Source organism: Halomonas sp. C10-5, from assembly GCF_057169305.1.
This window is the reverse complement of record NZ_CP175665.1, coordinates 1,834,925-1,853,715: the sequence shown is the minus strand read 5'-3', so window position 1 is coordinate 1,853,715 and position 18,791 is coordinate 1,834,925. Positions and strand designations below refer to the sequence as shown.

Below are 18,791 nucleotides of genomic sequence, written 5' to 3'. Positions count from 1 at the left end.
CACGGCGTCTACCTCAATTTCTACGTGGTGCTGGACCTGTACTGTCTTCATCGTGGCTTGGATGGTCTCCCACAAGGAGAATGCCGCCTTGGCTCAGTAGCTCTTCCAGGAGGCCGTGGATCGCTACGGAATCCCGCACGGAGCGCTGACGCTCCACCAGGATCGAGATCGAGGCTCGCCGATGATCGCCCGGAGCTATTTGGACCTCATGGGAGAGCTCGGGGTCACGTGCAGTCATACCCGGCCGCGGGTCAGTAACGACAACCCCTTCAGCGAAAGCAGGTTCAAGACCAGATATCGCGAGATTGTCGAGGTCCGCCAGCGAGCACTCGATGACAGCTTGGAGGCGCACCCTGAGCGGTTCATACGTGGACGCCCCAAGGTGGCGATGCCACCGGCCAGTGTCTCGATCAATCCGGTACAGCCCGATGACGACGACCCGGTCCCCTACAGTGTGGTGAACTTCCCGACGCTATCCGCGGCAGGTTCCGCCACCGCGACGAAATCGACATTAATTTTTAACGATCTGTCCGAATCAGGTTGACAGGTTCCGCCAGGGTCCGACATATCGCTTTGAATCACTTGAAAGGCGAGACATCTTTCAAAGGTGGTATCCGGCGCAAGCAGGCGAAAGTCGCGCTGGATGAGACCTACCTGGCAGACATTCTCGCGGTGTAGGATTTTTCATGCGTTTTCCCTAGTTTACCAAGCGATTGGTTAATAACACGGGAGCCGGCACATAGTAAAAATATAACATATTTGACTTTTAGGGCAGAGTTCATCAATGTGATTTAGTTAATTAATTAAATTGGTAATTTTTGAATTTTTAGGAAATAGAGGGCTCAAAGGTGGTGCTAATAAATGCATCTAATCTTCATACAGGAGGTGGCGTGCAAGTTGCCGCTTCATTTGTATTTGAAATAGTAAGCATTGAAGATTCTGATCTTGATTTTAAGATTTGGATATCAAGTTCTGTAAGTGATTCTCTAGTTAGGCTTGGCGTACCTGTAGAGAGATTACCTTTTGTCGAAGTTGTAGATGTTTATGGGCTGATGGGTTTTTTTTCTCCACTGAACTCTTGTCTTTCTGATTTTGATCTTGTTTTTACAATATTTGGCCCAAATTATTTCCGGAATAGAGATTATATAAATATCGTTGGTTTTGCTCAGTTATGGATTCTTGATGATTCCGCGTACACTGTTTTATCTCCGCTAAGCCGCATTAAATCCAAGCTTAAATACCTTGTTCAAAAGGTTTTCTTTAAAAATTCAGATGCGCTTGTCGTTGAGTTGGAGCATGTTAGGGAAGGTATTTGTAGAGAGAGAATTGCTACGCCTGACACTGTGTATGTGGCCAACAACTGCATTTCATCTCTTTACTTTGAGTCGGGGGTTTGGCAGTCGTTGGAGGATGATGTCAGCAGTTCGAACTTCAAAGTTGGTTTTCTTGGCAGGGACTATCCTCATAAAAATACTGTTATACTCCCTGAAATAAAGCGTATTTTATTGGAAAAGTACAGTCTTTCCGTTGATTTCTTCGTTACACTTAATCAATACGAATGGGAGGGTAAATCTGAAGGCTTTAAGTCTTCTGTCACGAACGTAGGTAGCCTTTCAGTTACTCAGTGTCCAAGTTTCTACCAAGCTCTTGATGCTGTTATTTTTCCTAGCCTGCTGGAGTGTTTTTCTGCTACGCCGTTGGAGGCCATGGCGATGGAAAAGCCGCTTTTCGCCTCAGACAGGCGTTTTGTTAAGGATATATGTGGTGACTTTGCTTTCTACTTTAATCCTCTTGACCCTGAGAATGCAGCCGACGTAATTAGTGAGTATCTCCGTAATTGGCACGGTACAGACACAGCTAGGCTGAGATTAGCTAGAAATCATGCGGTTAATTTTTCCAATGCAAGAGAGCGGGCCGAGCGATACCTCGAAATTGTTAATGCTGAATTGGTCAGGCATCGAGGACGTAGAAGTTGATAAAATTTTTTGACTATTGGGAGATTTTGTTTGTTTAAGAATAAGACCCTTCTTATCACAGGCGGCACCGGATCCTTCGGCAACGCCGTTCTCAACCGATTCCTTGATACCGACATCGAAGAAATACGCATCTTCAGCCGGGATGAAAAAAAACAGGATGAGATGCGCAAGCGCTACGCTAATCCCAAGCTCAAGTTTTATATTGGCGATGTGCGGGACTACAATAGTGTTCTGAGCGCGATCCGATGTGTGGACTTTATTTTTCATGCCGCCGCGCTCAAGCAGGTTCCGTCCTGCGAGTTTCACCCCATGGAGGCGGTGAAAACTAACGTCATCGGCACCGAGAACGTGCTGGAGGCGGCCATCCAGAACGAAGTGAAGCGGGTGGTGTGCCTGAGTACCGACAAGGCGGTTTACCCCATAAACGCCATGGGTATTTCCAAGGCGATGATGGAGAAGGTGATGGTGGCCAAGTCCCGCAATGTGGACCCGGAAAAAACCGTGATCTGCGGCACTCGCTACGGCAACGTGATGGCCTCTCGTGGCTCGGTTATTCCGCTGTTTGTGGACCAAATTCGAGCCGGCCAATCCCTCACGATTACCGACCCAAACATGACCCGCTTCATGATGTCCCTGGCGGATGCGGTGGACCTGGTTTTGTACGCCTTCGAACACGGCAGGAATGGTGACCTGTTCGTGCAGAAAGCTCCAGCGGCAACCATCGAAACCCTAGCCCGGGCGCTAACCAGTCTGGTGGGTAATCCGGACCACCCCATCAATGTGATTGGCACCCGCCACGGTGAAAAGCTATTTGAAGCCCTGCTCAGTCGGGAAGAAATGGCCTGCGCCCAGGATATGGGGGATTACTATCGCGTTCCACCGGATCTGCGGGATCTGAATTACGGCAAGTTTGTGGAGCAAGGCGAGGAGAGGATCACCCTCACCGAGGATTACAACTCCCACAATACCGAACGCCTGGATGTAGCCGGTATGCAAACCTTGCTGCGTAACCTGGAATTCATTCGCGCCCTGGAGCGGGGTGAGTACCAGAGCCCGGAGGACTGAGTGATGAAAGTACTAGTAACCGGCGCTAACGGTTTTATCGGCAAGAACCTGCAAATCCACCTTCAGGAGAAGGGTGGTTTTGAGGTGGTGCCCTTCACCCGGGAACACACCGAGCATGACCTGCCCGGCCTGCTGGACGGCGTGGATTGGATTGTGCATCTGGCAGGCATCAACCGACCGCAAGACCCGGCCGAGTTCATTACTGGCAATGCCGGGCTGACCCAGGCATTGTGTAATGCAGTGCATGCCACAGGCCGGCGCATTCCGGTAATCTATAGCTCGTCGATTCAGGCCGAGCGGGATAACGACTACGGCAACAGCAAGCGCGAAGCAGAAGAGGCCCTGCTAGCACTGCACGAAGCCACCGGCAACCCGATGTACATCTACCGCTTGGCCAACGTGTTCGGAAAATGGGCACGGCCCCACTACAACTCGGCGGTGGCCACTTTCTGTCACAACATCGCCCGGGATATACCGGTACAGATTAATGCCCCGGATGCGGTGATCAACCTGGTGTACGTGGACGATGTGATCGCGAGCTTTCTCAGCCTGCTGAGTGGCGAGCCACAGAGTGGCCCGTTTGTAGAGGTGGAACCGGTTTACCAGATTACGGTAGGCGAGCTGGCCAGCCAGTTGAACCGTTTCAAAGCCACCCGCGATAACCTGATTACCGAGCCGGTAGGCACCGGGCTGGTGCGGGCGCTCTATTCCACCTACGTAAGTTACCTGCCCCCGGAGTGCTTCACATACACAGTGCCTCAGCACAGAGACGACCGCGGTGTATTTGTGGAAATGCTGAAAACCCCAAGCGCCGGCCAGTTTTCATTTTTCACCGCCCATCCGGGCATCACCCGTGGCGGCCATTACCACCACTCGAAAACCGAGAAGTTTCTGGTGATCAAGGGCAAGGCTTGCTTCCGCTTCCGCCACATCCTCACCGGGGAGTTCTACGAGCGGTTTACCCATGGCTCCAAGTCGGAGATTGTGGAAACTGTTCCGGGCTGGACCCACGACATCACCAACGTAGGCGAAGAGGAGCTGGTTTGTATGCTCTGGGCCAATGAAATCTTTGACCGGGACAACCCGGATACTTTTTCGTGCCCGGTGGGTACCGAAGCCTGAACGAATCTGGAACTGCCATGAAAAAACTTAAAGTCATGACTATTCTGGGCACTCGCCCGGAGATCATTCGCCTCTCACGGGTGATGGCAGCGCTGGATCAGGTGGTCGATCATAAGATCGTCCACACCGGCCAGAACTATGACTACGAACTCAATGACGTCTTCTTCGAGGAGCTGGGCGTACGCCGTCCGGACTACTTCCTCGACGTGAATACCTCATCCTTGGGCCGCAGCTTGGGTGAGATCCTGATCAAGACGGAGCAGGTGCTGCTGGAGGAGAAGCCTGACGCCGTGCTGGTGCTGGGCGATACCAACAGCGCCATCGCCACGTTGATGGCCAAGCGTATGAAGATACCCACCTACCACATGGAGGCGGGGAACCGCAGCTTCGACGCCAACGTGCCGGAGGAGATCAACCGTAAGCTGGTCGACCACCTGGCCGACTTCAACCTGGTCTATACCGAGCACGCTCGGCGCCACCTGATCAGCGAAGGGCTCTTGCATCGCTTCATCTATCTTACCGGCTCGCCCATGCGCGAGGTGCTGGAGCACATGCTGCCGGAGATCCAGGCGTCCACCATTCTGGAGACCCTGGGTCTCGAGGCCGGCAAGTACTTCATCGTCAGCGTGCACCGCGAGGAGAACGTGGATAGCCGCGACAACCTGCGTGAGGTGGTCGAGGCAATGCAAGCCCTGCACCAGCACCATGGCTACCCGGTGGTGGTCTCGACCCACCCGCGGACCCGCAATCGCCTGGAGAAGCTGGGGCTGGCCGGGGAAGGCGAACAAGAAGGAGGCATTCGCTTCCTCAAGCCGTTCGGCTTCTTCGACTACAACCAGCTGCAGATGCAGGCCTGTTGCGCCATCTCCGATAGTGGCACCATCAGCGAAGAGGCATCGATCCTCGGCTTCCCGGCGGTAACGCTGCGCCGCTCCATCGAGCGCCCGGAAGCGCTGGATACCGGTGCCATTGCCCTCACTGGCCTCGGCAAGGAAGGGCTGCTGGATGGCGTACGCATCGCCACGGCGTCGCGGGAGGTGTTCTCCGGTAACGAGCGGGAAGTGCCCGAGGCCTACCAGGTGCGCAATACCTCCGAGCGGGTGGTGCGGTTGATCACCGGCACAGCCAAGCTGGCTAACCGCTGGCGGAACATGGATGAGTTCAGTCGCTATGACTGGAACTGAAACTTACACGCAAGCATCGGCTGATACCGCGGCATCGACCAGGCCACTCAGAGTGCTGGCTGTACACCGTTATTACTGGCCGGACACGCCGCCCTACGCAGCCATGTTGCGTCGCATCGTGGCGAGTTGGCGTGATGCAGGCCACCAGGTGGAGGTGCTGTCTTCCCAGCCCTCCTACAAGGGAGAGCTGGACAACGCCAAGCGATCCCGCCGCGATGATGTCGATGGCATCAGCGTCACCCGCCTTTCCCTGCCTAGCGAGGCTGGCCGGCCACTGACGAGGATGGTGAACGCCATCCGCCTTGGAGGTGCCGTGATCTTGCGCGCCATCACGCGCCGGCCCGATGTGATCATGATCTCCACGGCACCGCCGGTTCTGGGCGGAGCTGCCGCTGCACTGGCCGCAAAGCTGACCGGGGCACGTTTCATCTATCACTGTATGGATCTTCACCCCGAAGTAGGCAAGGTGTCGGGCGAGTTCGCGCATCCGCTGGTCTACGGCGTGCTTGGCAGGCTCGATAACTGGAACTGCCGGCGGGCCGATCCCGTCGTTGTCCTGTCACGCGACATGGAGAAAACGTTAAGAGAGCGACGGGGTGGCGAGTGCTTGTCCATCGAGGTGCTCAACAACTTCAGCCTGCCCGCTGAAAAAACGTTGCCTGATGAACTTCCGTTCGAGTGGTCCGATGAGACCTTCCGGGTATTGTTCGCAGGAAATATTGGCCGCTTCCAGGGGCTCGATACCGTGGTGGAAGCCATGGGCTTGCTGAAGGAGCGAGAGGACATCGAGTTCGTGCTGATGGGTGAGGGGGCTGCCAAGCAGCGCCTTCAGCGGAGAAGTAATGAGCTCGGGGCCCGTGTGCGCTTCCTTGGCCACCAACCCGTGGAGATTGCCAAGGCAGCCATGCAACGCGCCGATGCAGGGTTTGTCAGCCTGTCGGCCGGCGTCTATCGCTATGCCTATCCCAGCAAGACCATGACTTATCTGGAGCAGGGCTGCCCCTTGATCGTGGCCGTGGAGCCCGAGAGTGAACTGGCGTCTGAGGTGGGTGCGGGTGGATATGGCCACACGGTTCCGGTCGGTGACAGCCAGGTGTTGGCAGAATTATTGATTCGACTGGCGGATGATCGCTCTGAAGCTGCGGACATGCGCGCTCGGGCCAGAGAAAAGGCAAAAAACACCTTTTCCGAGGATGTCGTACTCAAGCAGTGGGTCGAATTGCTGCAATCAAGCGAGGTGGAAAGGGAGTGACATCCAATAACGTGATCATCATCGGTGCCCCCCGGAGCGGCACCAACATGCTGCGCGACGTGCTCTGTGAATTTGATGGCGTGGCTACCTGGCCTTGCGACGAGATTAATTACCTCTGGCGCCATGGCAATGTTCGTTATCCCTCCGACGAGATCCCTGCTGAGCGTGCCACGCCTGCTGTACAAGCCTATATGCAGAAGCAGTTCCGGTGGGTCTCCGAGCGTTATGGGGCGCATACAGTGGTCGAAAAGACCTGCGCCAACAGCCTGCGCGTGCCCTTCACCGATCGCGCCGTGCCGGATGCCCGATATATCTACATCTACCGCGATGGACTCGATACCACCGGCTCGGCCAAGTTGCGATGGCAGGCGAAGCTGGACATTCCGTACTTGATGGAGAAGGTGCGGTTCGTTCCCCTGACGGATCTGCCGTATTACGGCACGCGCTACCTGTGGAGCCGCGCCTATCGGCTGTTTTCCCGGGAACAGCGCCTGGCGTTCTGGGGGCCAGCCCTTGACGGCATGCCTGAGATTCTTGAGCGCCATACACTCAACGAGGTGTGCGCGCTTCAATGGCAGCGCTGCGTCGAGAACGCCGAGGTGGCCTTCGCCAAGATGCCCGATGAACGGGTTATCCGTGTGCGTTACGAGGACTTCGTACGTGATCCCGAAGGAGAGCTGAGGCGGCTGGTCGAATTTCTTGGACTCCAGGTAAGCGACGTGACCATTCGGGAATCCGTTTCGGGAGTTTCCAGCCGCAGCATCGGTAAAGGGCGAGCCTCATTGGAAGAGGATGAAGTCGCGGGTCTTGAGGCGTTGATCGGAAGGACACTGGAGCGCTATGGCTATTGTGGTTGAATCGTCGGGGCTAAGCCTAGGCCAGTCTCTCTTGAAGCGGGTCTTCGATGTGATGTTGTCTGCCATTGGGCTGATCTTGAGTGGTTGGCTGATTTTGCTGGCCTGGTTCGCAGCTAGCCTCGATACTCGCAGCAATGGTTTTTTTGTCCAGAAACGCGTTGGGAAAGGCGGCCGTCTTTTCACTGTGGTAAAGATCAAGACAATGCGTCCTGATGGCAAACTGACAACTACGGTCACTCGTTCGGGAGATCCCCGTATTACTCCTCTGGGAGCTTTCTTTCGTCGCACCAAGATTGATGAGTTGCCACAGCTTTGGAATGTACTATTGGGTGACATGAGCTTCGTTGGTCCTCGGCCGGATGTTCCTGGTTATGCAGATAAACTGCAAGGCGAGGAACGGGCCATGTTGTCGATCCGACCAGGCATTACCGGGCCGGCCACGCTCAAGTATCGGAATGAAGAAGAGTTGCTGGCAGCCCAGAACGATCCGGAAACCTATAACCAAGAAGTGATCTGGCCTGACAAGGTCCAGGTTAACCTTGAGTACATTCGTAACTGGTCGCTACGGCGCGACATTCGGTACATTATGAATACGGTGTTTCATTAAATGCTAAATGGACCTTTCTCACCTTGGCCATCTTTTACTCAAGAAGAAGCCGATGCGGTGCAGCGCGTGCTGCTCTCCAACAAGGTGAACTACTGGACCGGTCAGGAAGGGCGCGAGTTTGAGCGCGAGTTCGCCGACTTTGCGGGTAGTGAATACGCCATTGCCGTTGCCAACGGCACCACGGGGCTGGACCTGGCGCTGAAGGGGCTGGGCATCGGCGAAGGGGAAGGTAGGGGGCGTGATGAGGTGATCGTCACCTCGCGCACCTTCCTGGCTTCGGCCTCCAGCATAGTCACCGCCGGGGCGGTACCGGTGTTTGCCGATGTGGACCGCGATTCCCAGAACATTACCGCCGAGACGGTGGCGGTGAAGATCACGCCGCGCACTCGGGCTATTCTCGCAGTGCATCTGGCCGGTTGGCCCTGTGAGATGGATGCCCTGATGACGCTGGCCGAGCAGCACGGCCTAACTGTGATCGAGGACTGCGCCCAAGCCCACGGTGCCCGCTATCGCGGCTGCAGCGTGGGCAGCATCGGCTACGTGGGCTGCTGGTCGTTCTGCCAGGACAAGATCATGACTACCGGTGGGGAGGGAGGCATGGTCACCACCAACGACGAGGCGCTGTGGCGGCGCATGTGGGCCTACAAGGACCACGGCAAGGGCTGGGAGGCGGTCTACGAGCGCGAGCACCCTCCGGGATTTCGCTGGCTGCACGAGAGCTTCGGCACCAACTGGCGGTTGACTGAGATGCAGTCCGCCATCGGGCGCATTCAGCTTGCGCGTATGCCGGAGTGGAAGGCGGCGCGTCAGGCCAATGCCCGGCGCATTTGGCAGACGGCTGCTGAGTGCCATGGCCTGAGGGTGCCGGAGATTCCTGCGCATATCGAGCATGCCGCCTATAAGTGCTATGTGTTCGTGGAGCCGGAAAAGCTGGCCGAAGGGTGGGATCGTGACCGCATCCAGAGCGCGATCATCAGCCGTGGCGTGCCGTCTTTCTCTGGCTCCTGCTCGGAGGTGTACCTGGAGAAGGCGTTTGATGGCACTGGATGGCGGCCTGAAGAGCCGCTAACGGTAGCTCGAGAGCTGGGGGAGACCAGTCTGATGTTTCTCTGTCACCCCACGCTGACCGAGGCGGAGATCGACAAGACCTGCCGGGTGCTGCGGGAGGTGATGGAGTTGGCCAGTGAGAACAAGGACGATTCATGACGGTTTTGGTTACCGGCGGCGCCGGCTATATCGGCTCCCATACGGTGCTGGCCCTGCTGGAGGCGGGGCATGAGGTGGTGGTGCTGGATAACCTCTGCAACGCCTCCCGTGAGTCGCTGCGCCGGGTGGGGCGATTGACCGGACGCTCTCTGTTCTTTGTCGAGGGGGATATCCGCGACCGCGCTCTGCTGGATCGGCTGTTCCGCGAGCATTTGGTCAGTGCAGTGATTCACTTCGCTGGGCTCAAGGCGGTAGGAGAGAGCGTTCAGCAGCCACTCTCCTACTACGAGAACAACGTCGCAGGCACCCTGGTGCTCTGCCAGGCCATGCAGGCCGCCGGCGTCACGCGGTTGGTCTTCAGCTCGTCTGCCACGGTGTATGGCGATAGCCACCCCATGCCGCTGCATGAAGGCCTCCCCACCGGGCAGCCCACCAATCCCTACGGGCGCTCCAAGCTGATGTTGGAGGAGGTGCTGCGCGATCTGGCCGTGTCAGACAACGCCTGGTCCATTGCGCTGCTGCGCTACTTCAACCCCGTCGGTGCCCATTCGAGCGGGCTGATTGGTGAAGACCCCCAGGGCATACCCAACAACCTGCTTCCTTATGTGGCCCAGGTGGCCGTGGGGCGCCGCGAGCGCCTGACGGTCTATGGCAGCGACTACCCCACATCCGACGGCACCGGCGTTCGCGACTACATCCATGTGATGGACCTGGCCGAAGGGCACCTCTGCGCCCTGAATGCTCTGGCTGAACGCGATGGTGTGCATACCTGGAACCTGGGCACCGGCCAGGGATACTCCGTACTCGAGGTGGTGAAGGCCTTCGAGCAGGCCTCGAGGCGTGCGGTGCCCTACCGCATCGAACCGCGCCGCCCGGGCGACGTGGCCGCCTGCTGGGCAGATGCGACCCTTGCCGAGCGGGAGCTGGGCTGGAAGGCTAGACGCGGTTTGGCGGAGATGATGGGTGATATCTGGCGCTGGCAACGGCAGAACCCGAATGGCTATCGATAGTCTGCGTTGCTCTGGTAACGAAACAAAGGAATCAAGATGAAAGTCGCCATTGTCGGCACCGGCTACGTTGGCCTCTCCAACGCCACGATCTGGCCCAGAACAACCGGGTCCTGGCACTGGATATCGTTCCCGAGAAGGTGGCGATGCTTAACGACCGCTGATCGCCCATCGTGGACGCCGAGATCAGCGCCTTTCACGCCCACCGCAAGCTCGACTTTACCGCTAGCCTGGATCACGAAGCCGCCTGATCCCACGTTCTAAGAAGCCTGACAGGCATCGCCCCACAGGCGGTCAGCTTCGGCACCTCCGGCCATCGGGGCCGCGCCACTGCGGGCTCCTTCAACTGCGACCATCTGCTGGCGATCACCCAGGCGGTGGTTACCTACCGCCGCCGGGAGGGCATCGACGGGCCGCTGTTCCAGGGCCAGGACAGCCATGCGCTCTGCGCCCCGCCCGGCCTGGGAGACGGCCCTGGGCGTGCTGGTGGCCAACGGGGTGGAGGTGCGCATCGAGCGCGATACGGCGCTGACCGCCACGCCCCTGGTCAGCCACGCCATCCTGTGCCATAACCGCGGCCGCGAGGCGGCCCTGACCGATGGGCTGATCATGACCCCCTCACACAATCCGCCGGAAGATGCCGGTATCAAGTATAACCCGCCCCACGGCGGCCCGGCGGATACCCGGACCACCGGCTGGATCGAGGGCGAGGCCAACCGCCTGCTGGCTGCGGGGACGGCGACGATTGCCTGCGCGACGCCGGACGAGGCCCGGGCCCTGGCCGTACCCCAGGACATGCTGGGCGAGTACGTCGAGGCCCTGGGGGAGGCCATCGACATGGACGCCATCGCCCGCTCGGGCTTGCGCCTGGTCGCGGACCCCATGGGCGGCACTACGCTGCCGGTGTGGCAGGCCATCGCCGAGCGCTGGGGCCTCAACCTCGAGGTGGTGAATACCGCGCTGGACCCGAGCTTCGCCTTCATGCCGCCGGACCACGACGGCAGGATCCGCATGGACTGTTCCAGCGCAGCGGCCATGGCGGGGCTTCTATCCCGCAAGACCGACTTCGATCTGGCCTTCGGCAATGACCCGGACGCCGCTCGCCATGGCACCGTCGATGCGGCGGGGCTGATGAACCCGAACCACTACCTGGCGGTGGCCATCGACTACCTGCTGACCCACCGCCCGGCCTGGGAGCGCTCGCTCAAGGTGGGCAAGACCCTGGTCTCCTCCTCGATGATCGACCGGGTGGTGGCCAGCCACGGCTGCACCCTCTTCGAGGTGCCGGTGGGGTTCAAGTGGTTCGTGGAAGGGCTGCATCGCGGCGAGCTAGCCTTCGGCGGCGAGGAGAGCGCCGGGGCGAGCTTTCTCACCATGGATGGCCGGCCCTGGTCTACGGACAAGGATGGCATCCTGCTCTGCCTGCTCGCCGCGGAGCTGATGGGGGTGACCGGCCAGCGCCCCAGCGAGCGCTACGCTGAGCTGGTCGCCCGCCACGGCGAACCCCATTACCGCCGGGTAGACACCCCCTGCAGCCGCGAGCAGCAGCAGGCGCTGAAGACTCTCGACGCCACCGCCCTCGACCTCGAGACCCTTGGCGGCGACCCGCTCCACCAGCGCCTCAACGCCGCCCACGGCAACCTGGCCCCAATCGGTGGCATCAAGCTCACCACCGACAATGGCTGGATCGCCCTGCGCCCCAGCGGTACAGAACCCCTCTACAAGCTCTACGCCGATAGCTTCCGCGACACGGAGCACCTTCAGGCGTTAATAGACGATGCCCAGTCGGCGCTGCGGCGAGTAGCCGGGGCGGGGAGCGAGAGTGCTGCCCGCTGAGAGCAACTTCCAGACTGACCGAAAGGCCGTCGCCTCCCAGTCCCGCTATTTGATGTGGCTGACCGCTGCCAGCCTGCCGCTGGTGGCGTTGATGCCGTTGCTGCTCCCTGATGGCGGTACCTGGGCACTGGGCATGCTCTTCCTTCTGGGGCTGGCGTTGGCGCTCCGTGCCGTGGTTGCCTCATCGCCACTGCCTTGGCGGTTGCCGCTGCTGCTGGCCGGTATGGCACTGCTCTGGTGGGGCACTGCCCTGCTGCAGGTCGAAGAGAGCGACGCGCTGCCCTTCGTGGCCGTGCTGCTGATGGCCAGCGTGGCCAGCTGGGTTCGCCCGCTCGTGGTGCCGTGCCAGGCCGCCTGGTGGTGGGGCATCGGGCTCACCGGGCTGGGCACCGGCGGCTGGGCGCTCTGGCAACATGGGATACAGGGGATGTCTCGGGCCGTTGGCCATGCGCCCCTGCATGCGATTCTCTACGGAAACCTGTCGCTACTGGCGGGGCTGTGCTGCCTGGTGGGGTTGGTCTGGGCCGCAACGCAGCCACATCGCCGGTGCTGGCTCGCCTGGTTGGTGGCCGGTGCCCTGGGCAGTGTGCTGGCGTCGCTTCTCTCCGGCAGCCGTGGCGGCTGGCTCTCCTTGCCGGTGGTTGCCTGGCTCCTCTATCGCCTGTGGTGGTGTCATTGGTCTGTGTGCCGTCGCTGGGTGGCGGGCATGCTCGCACTGGGTCTCCTTGCTGTGCCTGTGCTGCTGCCCCAGACCGGCGTGCAGAGCCGGGTCGCGGCTGCCGTTTCAGAAGTGCAGGACACCCTGGCGGGGGAGGCCCGTGGCTCGATCGGCACCCGTGTAGAGATCTATAAGGGCAGCCTGGCGTTAATCGCCGAGCGCCCGCTGCTGGGACACGGCCTGGCAGGCTATCGGGAAGGCATGCGCGAGCGGGTGGAGCAGGGCGCGCTGATTCCCACGGTGGCCCGCCACTGGCACGCCCACAATGACCTGCTGGAGGCCTGGGTGAAACGCGGCCTGCCCGGATTGCTGATCGTTATGGGGCTTTACCTGACCCCGCTCTGGGCGGTGCTGCGTGCCTGGCCTGGGCTCCCGGCATCACGCCGCAGCCTGGCCATGGCGGGACTGCTGCTCCCGGTCATGTTCTTCGACTTCGGGCTCAGCTACGCCTTCTTCGCCTACCCCCAGGCCCTCGCCGGCTACCTGGCCTGGGCGGTGGTGTTGATGCCGCCGAATCAGCCAAGGTACGCACGGTGATGGCCAGTTCAGGTTTTGCGCGCGATCGCCAATGGAGCCGGTTGGCATCAGTGTACCGTCCAGTTGGGAGTGGGCCACTCTACACCCGTGGAACTCCCGCGTTACCATGGCATGACATTGAATGCTGGAGAGTCGCTGTGCCCGATATTCGCCTGCGAATCGAACTGCTTGATACCGATCCGTTGGTCTGGCGCCGTATGGTGGTGCCCGAGCAGATAAACCTGCATCGTCTTCACGAGCTCATCCAGGACGTGTTGGGCTGGGGAGACTGCCACCTCTACGAATTCGAGTGCAACGACCGTTATTACGGCGAGCCGGACGAGTGGAGCGATCGCCCCATCGCACAGGCACGCAATGCCAAGCTGAAGTCACTGGCGGCCCGTGCCAAGGGTGGCATCTTCCACTACCTCTATGATTTCGGCGATGGCTGGGAGCACCGCATTGTGGTTGAGGCAACAGGGCTGGAGGAGAGTGACCCCTGCCCTCGGCTGATCGACGGTGACATGGCCTGTCCGCCGGAAGATATCGGTGGCACAGGAGGCTATGCGGCCCTGAAGGCGGCGGCAGCCGGTGAGAAGGATGCCTATGGTCAGGAGTTGCTGGAGGCGATCGGTGGCCAATTCGATCCCGAGGCGCTGGATGAGGACGAGATCGCCTTCATGCTCGAGCCCTTCCAGGCGAGCTTTCGGCGCTTGGGCAGCGGATCTGCACAGCCGCGCCCGACGCAGGGCCAGCCCCTGGACATGGAGCAGTTCCTCAAGGCCCAGGGCATCCATAGCATCGAGGAGCTGATGCAGGCCCTGCAAGGCGAGATCGACCAGAATCGCAAGTGAATGAATGCCCCTGACACTCAGGGAGCCTTGCCAGCCGTCCTTCCCCTTATCATGCTGATCGGCGCAACGCGTCCACCTACCCCCGAGAGACCCTTATGAGCACCGAACCCGAACCCCAACTCATACAGAGTTCCTTGAGCCAGACCATCACCCGCGATAGTCATATCCTGCAGATTGATATTTACCGGCTGGAGGAGGAGGCCAGCTGGGTGCTGGAAGTGGTCAACGAGACTGGCACGTCCCATGTGTGGGACGACCGCTTCGCCACGGATCAGGCTGCATTGGATGCGGTACACGAGGCGCTCGACGACGACGGCATCACCGCCTTTCTGGACTGACAGGCAGAACGACCTGATCGGGAAGGTACGGCTGGGTGACCGGGCATGGGAGGAGCTCCCGTGTCAGGTAGCTCGTCGATAGCCCGAAGGCGATGAGCTGGCCACCAAGGAGCGTGTTGATGTACGACCTGTTGAAGGTCCTGGTAGCGAACCTGATGATGCCGCTGCCGGTGAGTCTGGGGCTGGGTCTCCTGGGGCTTCTCCTGTTCCGCTGGCAACGGCGGTGGGGTGTCGCGCTGATGGGCCTAGGGCTGGGCGTTCTGTTCCTGGCCAGCTGGCCGCCGGTGGCGGATCGCTTGCTTGCCCCCCTGGAATCACGCTATGCGGCACTGGACACCTTGCCCGACGATGACGTATTAGCGGCCGTGGTGGTGCTGGGCGGGGGCTGGGAGCCCGACTCGCCGCGCTCGGCGGTGGGCCGTTTGAGTGACAGCTCGGCCATGCGGCTGATGGAAGGCATCCGACTCTGGCGACAGCGACCTGAGCTGCCGTTGATCGTCTCGGGTGCCAGCCGTGACCCCGACATCGCTCCGGTCGCTCAGGGCTATGCCGACGCGGGAGCTGAACTCGGTGTCCCGGAGGACCGGCTGATGGTGCTCGACACCCCGACCGACACTGGCCTGGAGGCGCAAGCCGTGCGTAATGCCCTGGGGGAGGGCAGCCAGGTGGTGGTGGTCACCTCGGCCTCACATATGCCGCGTGCCATCCACCACTTCCAGCAGGCCGGGTTGCTGCCGGTGCCGGCGCCGACCCACTACCTGGCGCGCCATCAGCGCCGGGGGCAGCTTCAGGAGTGGGTGCCCTCTGCCACCGAGCTTCGCAAGACCGAACGGGCGGTCTATGAAGCCCTGGGACGCCTGGCTGTCAGCTGGGAACATTGAAACGAGCGTGTCGAGATCTAAGCGCCGGTAACGGCGCCATCGGCCACGAGAGGCTCTAGGACGGGGGCTGCGGCGTATTGGCGATAAGGCCCGCTTATCGGTACAGAGTAGCATCGTGGTGTCGCTTTCCAGTAGGTAGCGCGCAGAGATTACGAGCCATGGAATGCCTTCGGCGAGCTGCAACCCCGCGTATGCATTGCGACAGTGGGTGGGTCACGTCAAAAACTGCCATCAAACGATGTGCCTAGCTAACAAGCCAACGCTCCGATTTCCCCCCATATAACAACGCTTTGCCGCCCCACTCCGATCCAAGACATGATGAATACCCCACAAAAGCTAAGCTGAGCCTTGCAAGGTGGTGGATCGTAACTTAATGTAACCTCAGGTGCTGAACGTGACGGCATCGCTGGTGTTAATCGGGTGGCTGGCCGCCCACGACAACCCGAAGGGCCCATGGGCCGGACGGACAGGAGAAGGGGAAAGACGATGAAGACAAACGAATTAGTGAAAGCGAAGCGCGGTCAGGGTGGTTTTACCCTGATTGAACTGATGATTGTGGTAGCGATCGTTGGTATACTTGCTGCGATTGCTATTCCCAGATATCAGGACTATGTTGCAAGGTCTCAAGTTACCGAAGGCTTATCCTTGGCTTCAGGGTTGAAAGTCGACATGTCTGAAACTTTTTTGTCTACGGGTAGCTGGCCAACTACCATTGGTTATGGAACAGCCACAGACCCTGCTGGAAAATATGTGCAATCGCTTGCAACTTCGACTAGTGGGTCCGGCTCTTCGGCTGTTGGTGTTATACAAGTGACTATGAAAGGGTCTGGAGTTGCTAGTGCAATAACTTCAGACACCTTTAACTTGTTTGCTACCCTTGATGCTAGTAATGCAGCTATCACTGGCTGGCCTTGTTCTGTTGGCTCATTGGAAGATAAATATTTGCCCACTTCTTGTCGTAAGTAAGCTTTCCGCTCTGGTCGTGTAATTTTTGGCTGGGCAATGCCCAGCCTTTTCTTGTGGCTTCGTGTGCGGCCTTTATTTTTTTATTTTTCGGGAAAAGCCTATTAGCTTCCTTGCCTGTGGTTGATTGATTTTGGTAGAGACGACTTTCTGCAATAATTATATTTCCGTAAAGCTCAGGGGATGGCATAATTTTTTTGTTTTTATTTGCCCATTTTATAAATAACGAAATTGAATCTTTATCTTTGATGTCTAGTGACGAGCGTAGATGTTGGCTCATTAATATTAAGTCAAGCATCATAGGGGTTCCAAATGGGTTGTCTATGATGGAAAACCCATAAATTTTATTTTGCCCTGATTCAATATGGTTTTTTACTTTCCAAAGAGTAAAGTTATGACTTGCCATAAACAATATTACTATTAATGGTACGGCTATTCCACTGGCGCGAATTCCAGATGTGTACAGGTTTTTCTTGTTTTTTTCTTGCCAGCATTTCCCTGCCGCCATCCCCAAAAGCAACACAAACACCAGCCAGTGTACCTGGCTATGATAGAAGGGCAGTTCCAGCATGCTGTGAATCAGCAGCGGCAGCAGCAGGGCGGCCAGTACCAACCTGTCTCCCTTCTGCTCTTTCGCGACTAGCTTCCAAAGCACCCAGCCGCCGAAGGTGACCAGCGAAAGCAGTGGCAACAACCCGCCTTCGATGCCCCAGTAGAGCAGCTCGTTATGCGGATGGGCATACGTCTGAGTGATGATCGGATCGACGATCTCCGGTTGGTTCTGCAGCAGGGCGGCACGCCAGTCGGCGAAACTGTGCAGGAATTCGAATTGGAAACGGCCATAACCCCATCCGGTGAGGGGTTCCTCCAGGATCATCTTCAGGCTATGCAGGTACACCGGAATCCGTTCGCCACCACCTTGTTCCAGCTTGCGTGCCACCGCACCGCCACCTTCCGTGGTCAGCAGGAACAGCGCTGCGGCGATCACGATGCCGGCGATCAGGGCGGTGCCCCATTGCCTGAAGCGAGCGCGATCCTGATGCCACAGGTAACCCATCACCAGCGGCACGGCGATCAGGGTGCCTAGGAAACCGCTGCGCGAGGCGATAGTAAGCAGCAGAAACGGAATGAATAGCGGCGCCAGCAAGGTGATACCGCGCTCTACGTTGCTGCGCGCCTCGGCGAACAGCCAGGCGGAGATCACCAACCCCGTGGCCAGGAAGCTTGCCATTACGTTGACCTGCTGGAAGACGCCATAGGGGCGCCCGCTCTCGACGGGGTAGCCAAGCCAGTTGCCTGGCTGCAGCACGAAGTGCTGCACGTAGCCGAAGGCGGTCTCCAGCAGCACCCCCGAGAAGATCGCCATGCCGATCCACCACCAATCGCGGCGGGTGAACTGCAGTTGGGCGATACCCAGCAGCAGGATGGCGCCGGCGGTGACGGTGAGCATACGGGGCAGGGCGATCAACGAGGCCTCGTTCCAGCTCCACAGGAAGGGCAGCCATAGCGCCAGCAGTAACAGGCCTAGGCCCTTGTGGAAGGCGCTGAAGCGGATCACCCCGCGGCTCGCCGGCCACATGGCGATGGCCATCATCACCCCGAAGCCCATCCATACCGCGGCGTTGTGGGGCATGCGCAGCCCGGTGCCGCCCAGGTTGGGGAAGGTGACGTGCAGCAGCACGGTGAAAGTGACGAAGGCGGTGACGATGAACGCCTTTCTCAGGCGCGGGTTGGGGGCTTGGTCGTCGTCCTCTGGCCCAGTGTGGGACGCGTTGGTGTCCTGGGCAGCTGGCATGGTGTTGGCTGTCATGATGTTCCAGACCTATAGAGCCTTGGGGCTGTAGCAATTTGTAACCGCTAGTCTCCGGGTTGCCGGGGTCGAGCGCAACATGCCGACCGAATCTGGAGGTGAGCCAATGTGTCATCGGATGATGGTGCATCGCACATGGATGGAGTTTTGTGCCGCTGAAGAGATGGCTGAGTCGTTAGTAGGGTTGGCTATCAGATAGCCAATCCTGATGAGATTTATCTATGTGATATGTGCCTCCACAGGCTGCACAAATTCAGATCGTAACGTGGTCGTCGGTGGTCCGGTGTTGAAAAAGTGCAGACCGAGTGGTGGTCGATGGGCTGCACTTTTTCAGCAGGCGCAGCAAAAGTGCTGGAATTCGGGTTTTGCTGAAGTGGGTGCAATTGTGCGTCGGCCGGTGAAAAAGTGCAGATGCCCGTGGAGCGTCAGTCGGGTAATTGAGTCGTCGGATCTGCAAAAGTGCAGAGAATCGGGTTTTGCTAATATGGCTGCATTTGTGCGCCAGAGGGTGAAAAAGTGCAGATGTGGGAAGGGGGACCATCTGGGGCGGATCTGCAAAAGTGCAGGAAATCCGCTTTCGCGCAAAGGGGTGAATTTGT

At 58.9% G+C, this 18,791-nt stretch carries 17 protein-coding genes and 1 pseudogene; 17 read left to right on the top strand and 1 reads right to left on the bottom strand.

What is annotated here, in order from left to right; translation table 11 throughout:
• Nucleotides 1-115 precede the first annotated feature (115 nt).
• From ACJ7IV_RS08685 to ACJ7IV_RS08605, 17 genes and pseudogenes are all read left to right on the top strand, one after another.
• Nucleotides 116-544 (top strand): hypothetical protein, encoded by a 429-nt coding sequence (locus ACJ7IV_RS08685; protein WP_483864043.1) that lies wholly within the window; start codon nucleotides 116-118, stop codon nucleotides 542-544.
• Between the two features lie 346 nt (nucleotides 545-890).
• Nucleotides 891-1,976 (top strand): glycosyltransferase, encoded by a 1,086-nt coding sequence (locus ACJ7IV_RS08680; protein WP_483864042.1) that lies wholly within the window; start codon nucleotides 891-893, stop codon nucleotides 1,974-1,976.
• Nucleotides 1,977-2,006: 30 nt separating this feature from the next.
• Nucleotides 2,007-3,041, top strand: a complete 1,035-nt coding sequence (locus ACJ7IV_RS08675) for a polysaccharide biosynthesis protein (protein ID WP_483864041.1) — start codon at nucleotides 2,007-2,009, stop codon at nucleotides 3,039-3,041.
• Between the two features lie 3 nt (nucleotides 3,042-3,044).
• Nucleotides 3,045-4,163 (top strand): UDP-2-acetamido-2,6-beta-L-arabino-hexul-4-ose reductase, encoded by a 1,119-nt coding sequence (gene wbjC, locus ACJ7IV_RS08670; protein ID WP_483864040.1) that lies wholly within the window; start codon nucleotides 3,045-3,047, stop codon nucleotides 4,161-4,163.
• A gap of 35 nt (nucleotides 4,164-4,198) precedes the next feature.
• Entirely contained in the window at nucleotides 4,199-5,347 is a 1,149-nt protein-coding gene (gene wecB / locus ACJ7IV_RS08665; RefSeq protein WP_483864039.1) for a non-hydrolyzing UDP-N-acetylglucosamine 2-epimerase, read from the top strand.
• Between the two features lie 52 nt (nucleotides 5,348-5,399).
• Entirely contained in the window at nucleotides 5,400-6,599 is a 1,200-nt protein-coding gene (locus tag ACJ7IV_RS08660; RefSeq protein ID WP_483864038.1) for a glycosyltransferase family 4 protein, read from the top strand.
• Nucleotides 6,596-7,456, top strand: a complete 861-nt coding sequence (locus ACJ7IV_RS08655) for a sulfotransferase family protein (RefSeq protein WP_483864037.1) — start codon at nucleotides 6,596-6,598, stop codon at nucleotides 7,454-7,456. Before ACJ7IV_RS08660 ends, ACJ7IV_RS08655 begins: the two co-directional genes overlap by 4 nt.
• Nucleotides 7,440-8,063, top strand: a complete 624-nt coding sequence (locus ACJ7IV_RS08650; RefSeq protein ID WP_483864036.1) for a sugar transferase — start codon at nucleotides 7,440-7,442, stop codon at nucleotides 8,061-8,063. Before ACJ7IV_RS08655 ends, ACJ7IV_RS08650 begins: the two co-directional genes overlap by 17 nt.
• The gene (locus ACJ7IV_RS08645) at nucleotides 8,064-9,269 is read left to right on the top strand and encodes a DegT/DnrJ/EryC1/StrS family aminotransferase (protein WP_483864035.1); all 1,206 of its coding nucleotides are present in this window, start codon (nucleotides 8,064-8,066) and stop codon (nucleotides 9,267-9,269) included. It abuts the gene before it with no gap.
• Nucleotides 9,266-10,279 (top strand): UDP-glucose 4-epimerase GalE, encoded by a 1,014-nt coding sequence (gene galE / locus ACJ7IV_RS08640; RefSeq protein WP_483864034.1) that lies wholly within the window; start codon nucleotides 9,266-9,268, stop codon nucleotides 10,277-10,279. The genes ACJ7IV_RS08645 and galE overlap by 4 nt, the downstream gene beginning before the upstream one ends.
• Before the next feature lie 266 nt (nucleotides 10,280-10,545).
• Nucleotides 10,546-10,659, top strand: a pseudogene (locus ACJ7IV_RS08635) (hypothetical protein); the annotation flags it as partial.
• Between the two features lie 55 nt (nucleotides 10,660-10,714).
• Nucleotides 10,715-12,112 (top strand): phosphohexomutase domain-containing protein, encoded by a 1,398-nt coding sequence (locus tag ACJ7IV_RS08630; protein ID WP_483864033.1) that lies wholly within the window; start codon nucleotides 10,715-10,717, stop codon nucleotides 12,110-12,112.
• A complete protein-coding gene (locus tag ACJ7IV_RS08625; protein WP_483864032.1) occupies nucleotides 12,099-13,367 on the top strand; it encodes an O-antigen ligase family protein in 1,269 nt (422 codons plus the stop codon). Before ACJ7IV_RS08630 ends, ACJ7IV_RS08625 begins: the two co-directional genes overlap by 14 nt.
• Before the next feature lie 137 nt (nucleotides 13,368-13,504).
• Nucleotides 13,505-14,200, top strand: coding sequence for a plasmid pRiA4b ORF-3 family protein (locus ACJ7IV_RS08620; protein ID WP_483864031.1), 696 nt, complete (start codon nucleotides 13,505-13,507; stop codon nucleotides 14,198-14,200).
• A 95-nt stretch (nucleotides 14,201-14,295) separates the two neighbouring features.
• The gene (locus ACJ7IV_RS08615) at nucleotides 14,296-14,538 is read left to right on the top strand and encodes a hypothetical protein (RefSeq protein WP_483864030.1); all 243 of its coding nucleotides are present in this window, start codon (nucleotides 14,296-14,298) and stop codon (nucleotides 14,536-14,538) included.
• 119 nt (nucleotides 14,539-14,657) lie between these two features.
• Complete coding sequence (locus ACJ7IV_RS08610; protein ID WP_483864029.1) at nucleotides 14,658-15,419, top strand: ElyC/SanA/YdcF family protein; 762 nt, start codon at nucleotides 14,658-14,660, stop codon at nucleotides 15,417-15,419.
• A 486-nt stretch (nucleotides 15,420-15,905) separates the two neighbouring features.
• Nucleotides 15,906-16,385, top strand: a complete 480-nt coding sequence (locus tag ACJ7IV_RS08605; RefSeq protein ID WP_483864028.1) for a pilin — start codon at nucleotides 15,906-15,908, stop codon at nucleotides 16,383-16,385.
• On the opposite strand, the gene ACJ7IV_RS08600 is transcribed toward ACJ7IV_RS08605, so the two are convergent.
• Nucleotides 16,318-18,192 carry a Wzy polymerase domain-containing protein gene (locus tag ACJ7IV_RS08600; RefSeq protein WP_483864027.1) on the bottom strand — a complete coding sequence of 625 codons (1,875 nt, stop codon included), beginning with the start codon at nucleotides 18,190-18,192 and terminating at the stop codon, nucleotides 16,318-16,320. The genes ACJ7IV_RS08605 and ACJ7IV_RS08600 overlap by 68 nt on opposite strands.
• Nucleotides 18,193-18,791: the final 599 nt, after the last annotated feature.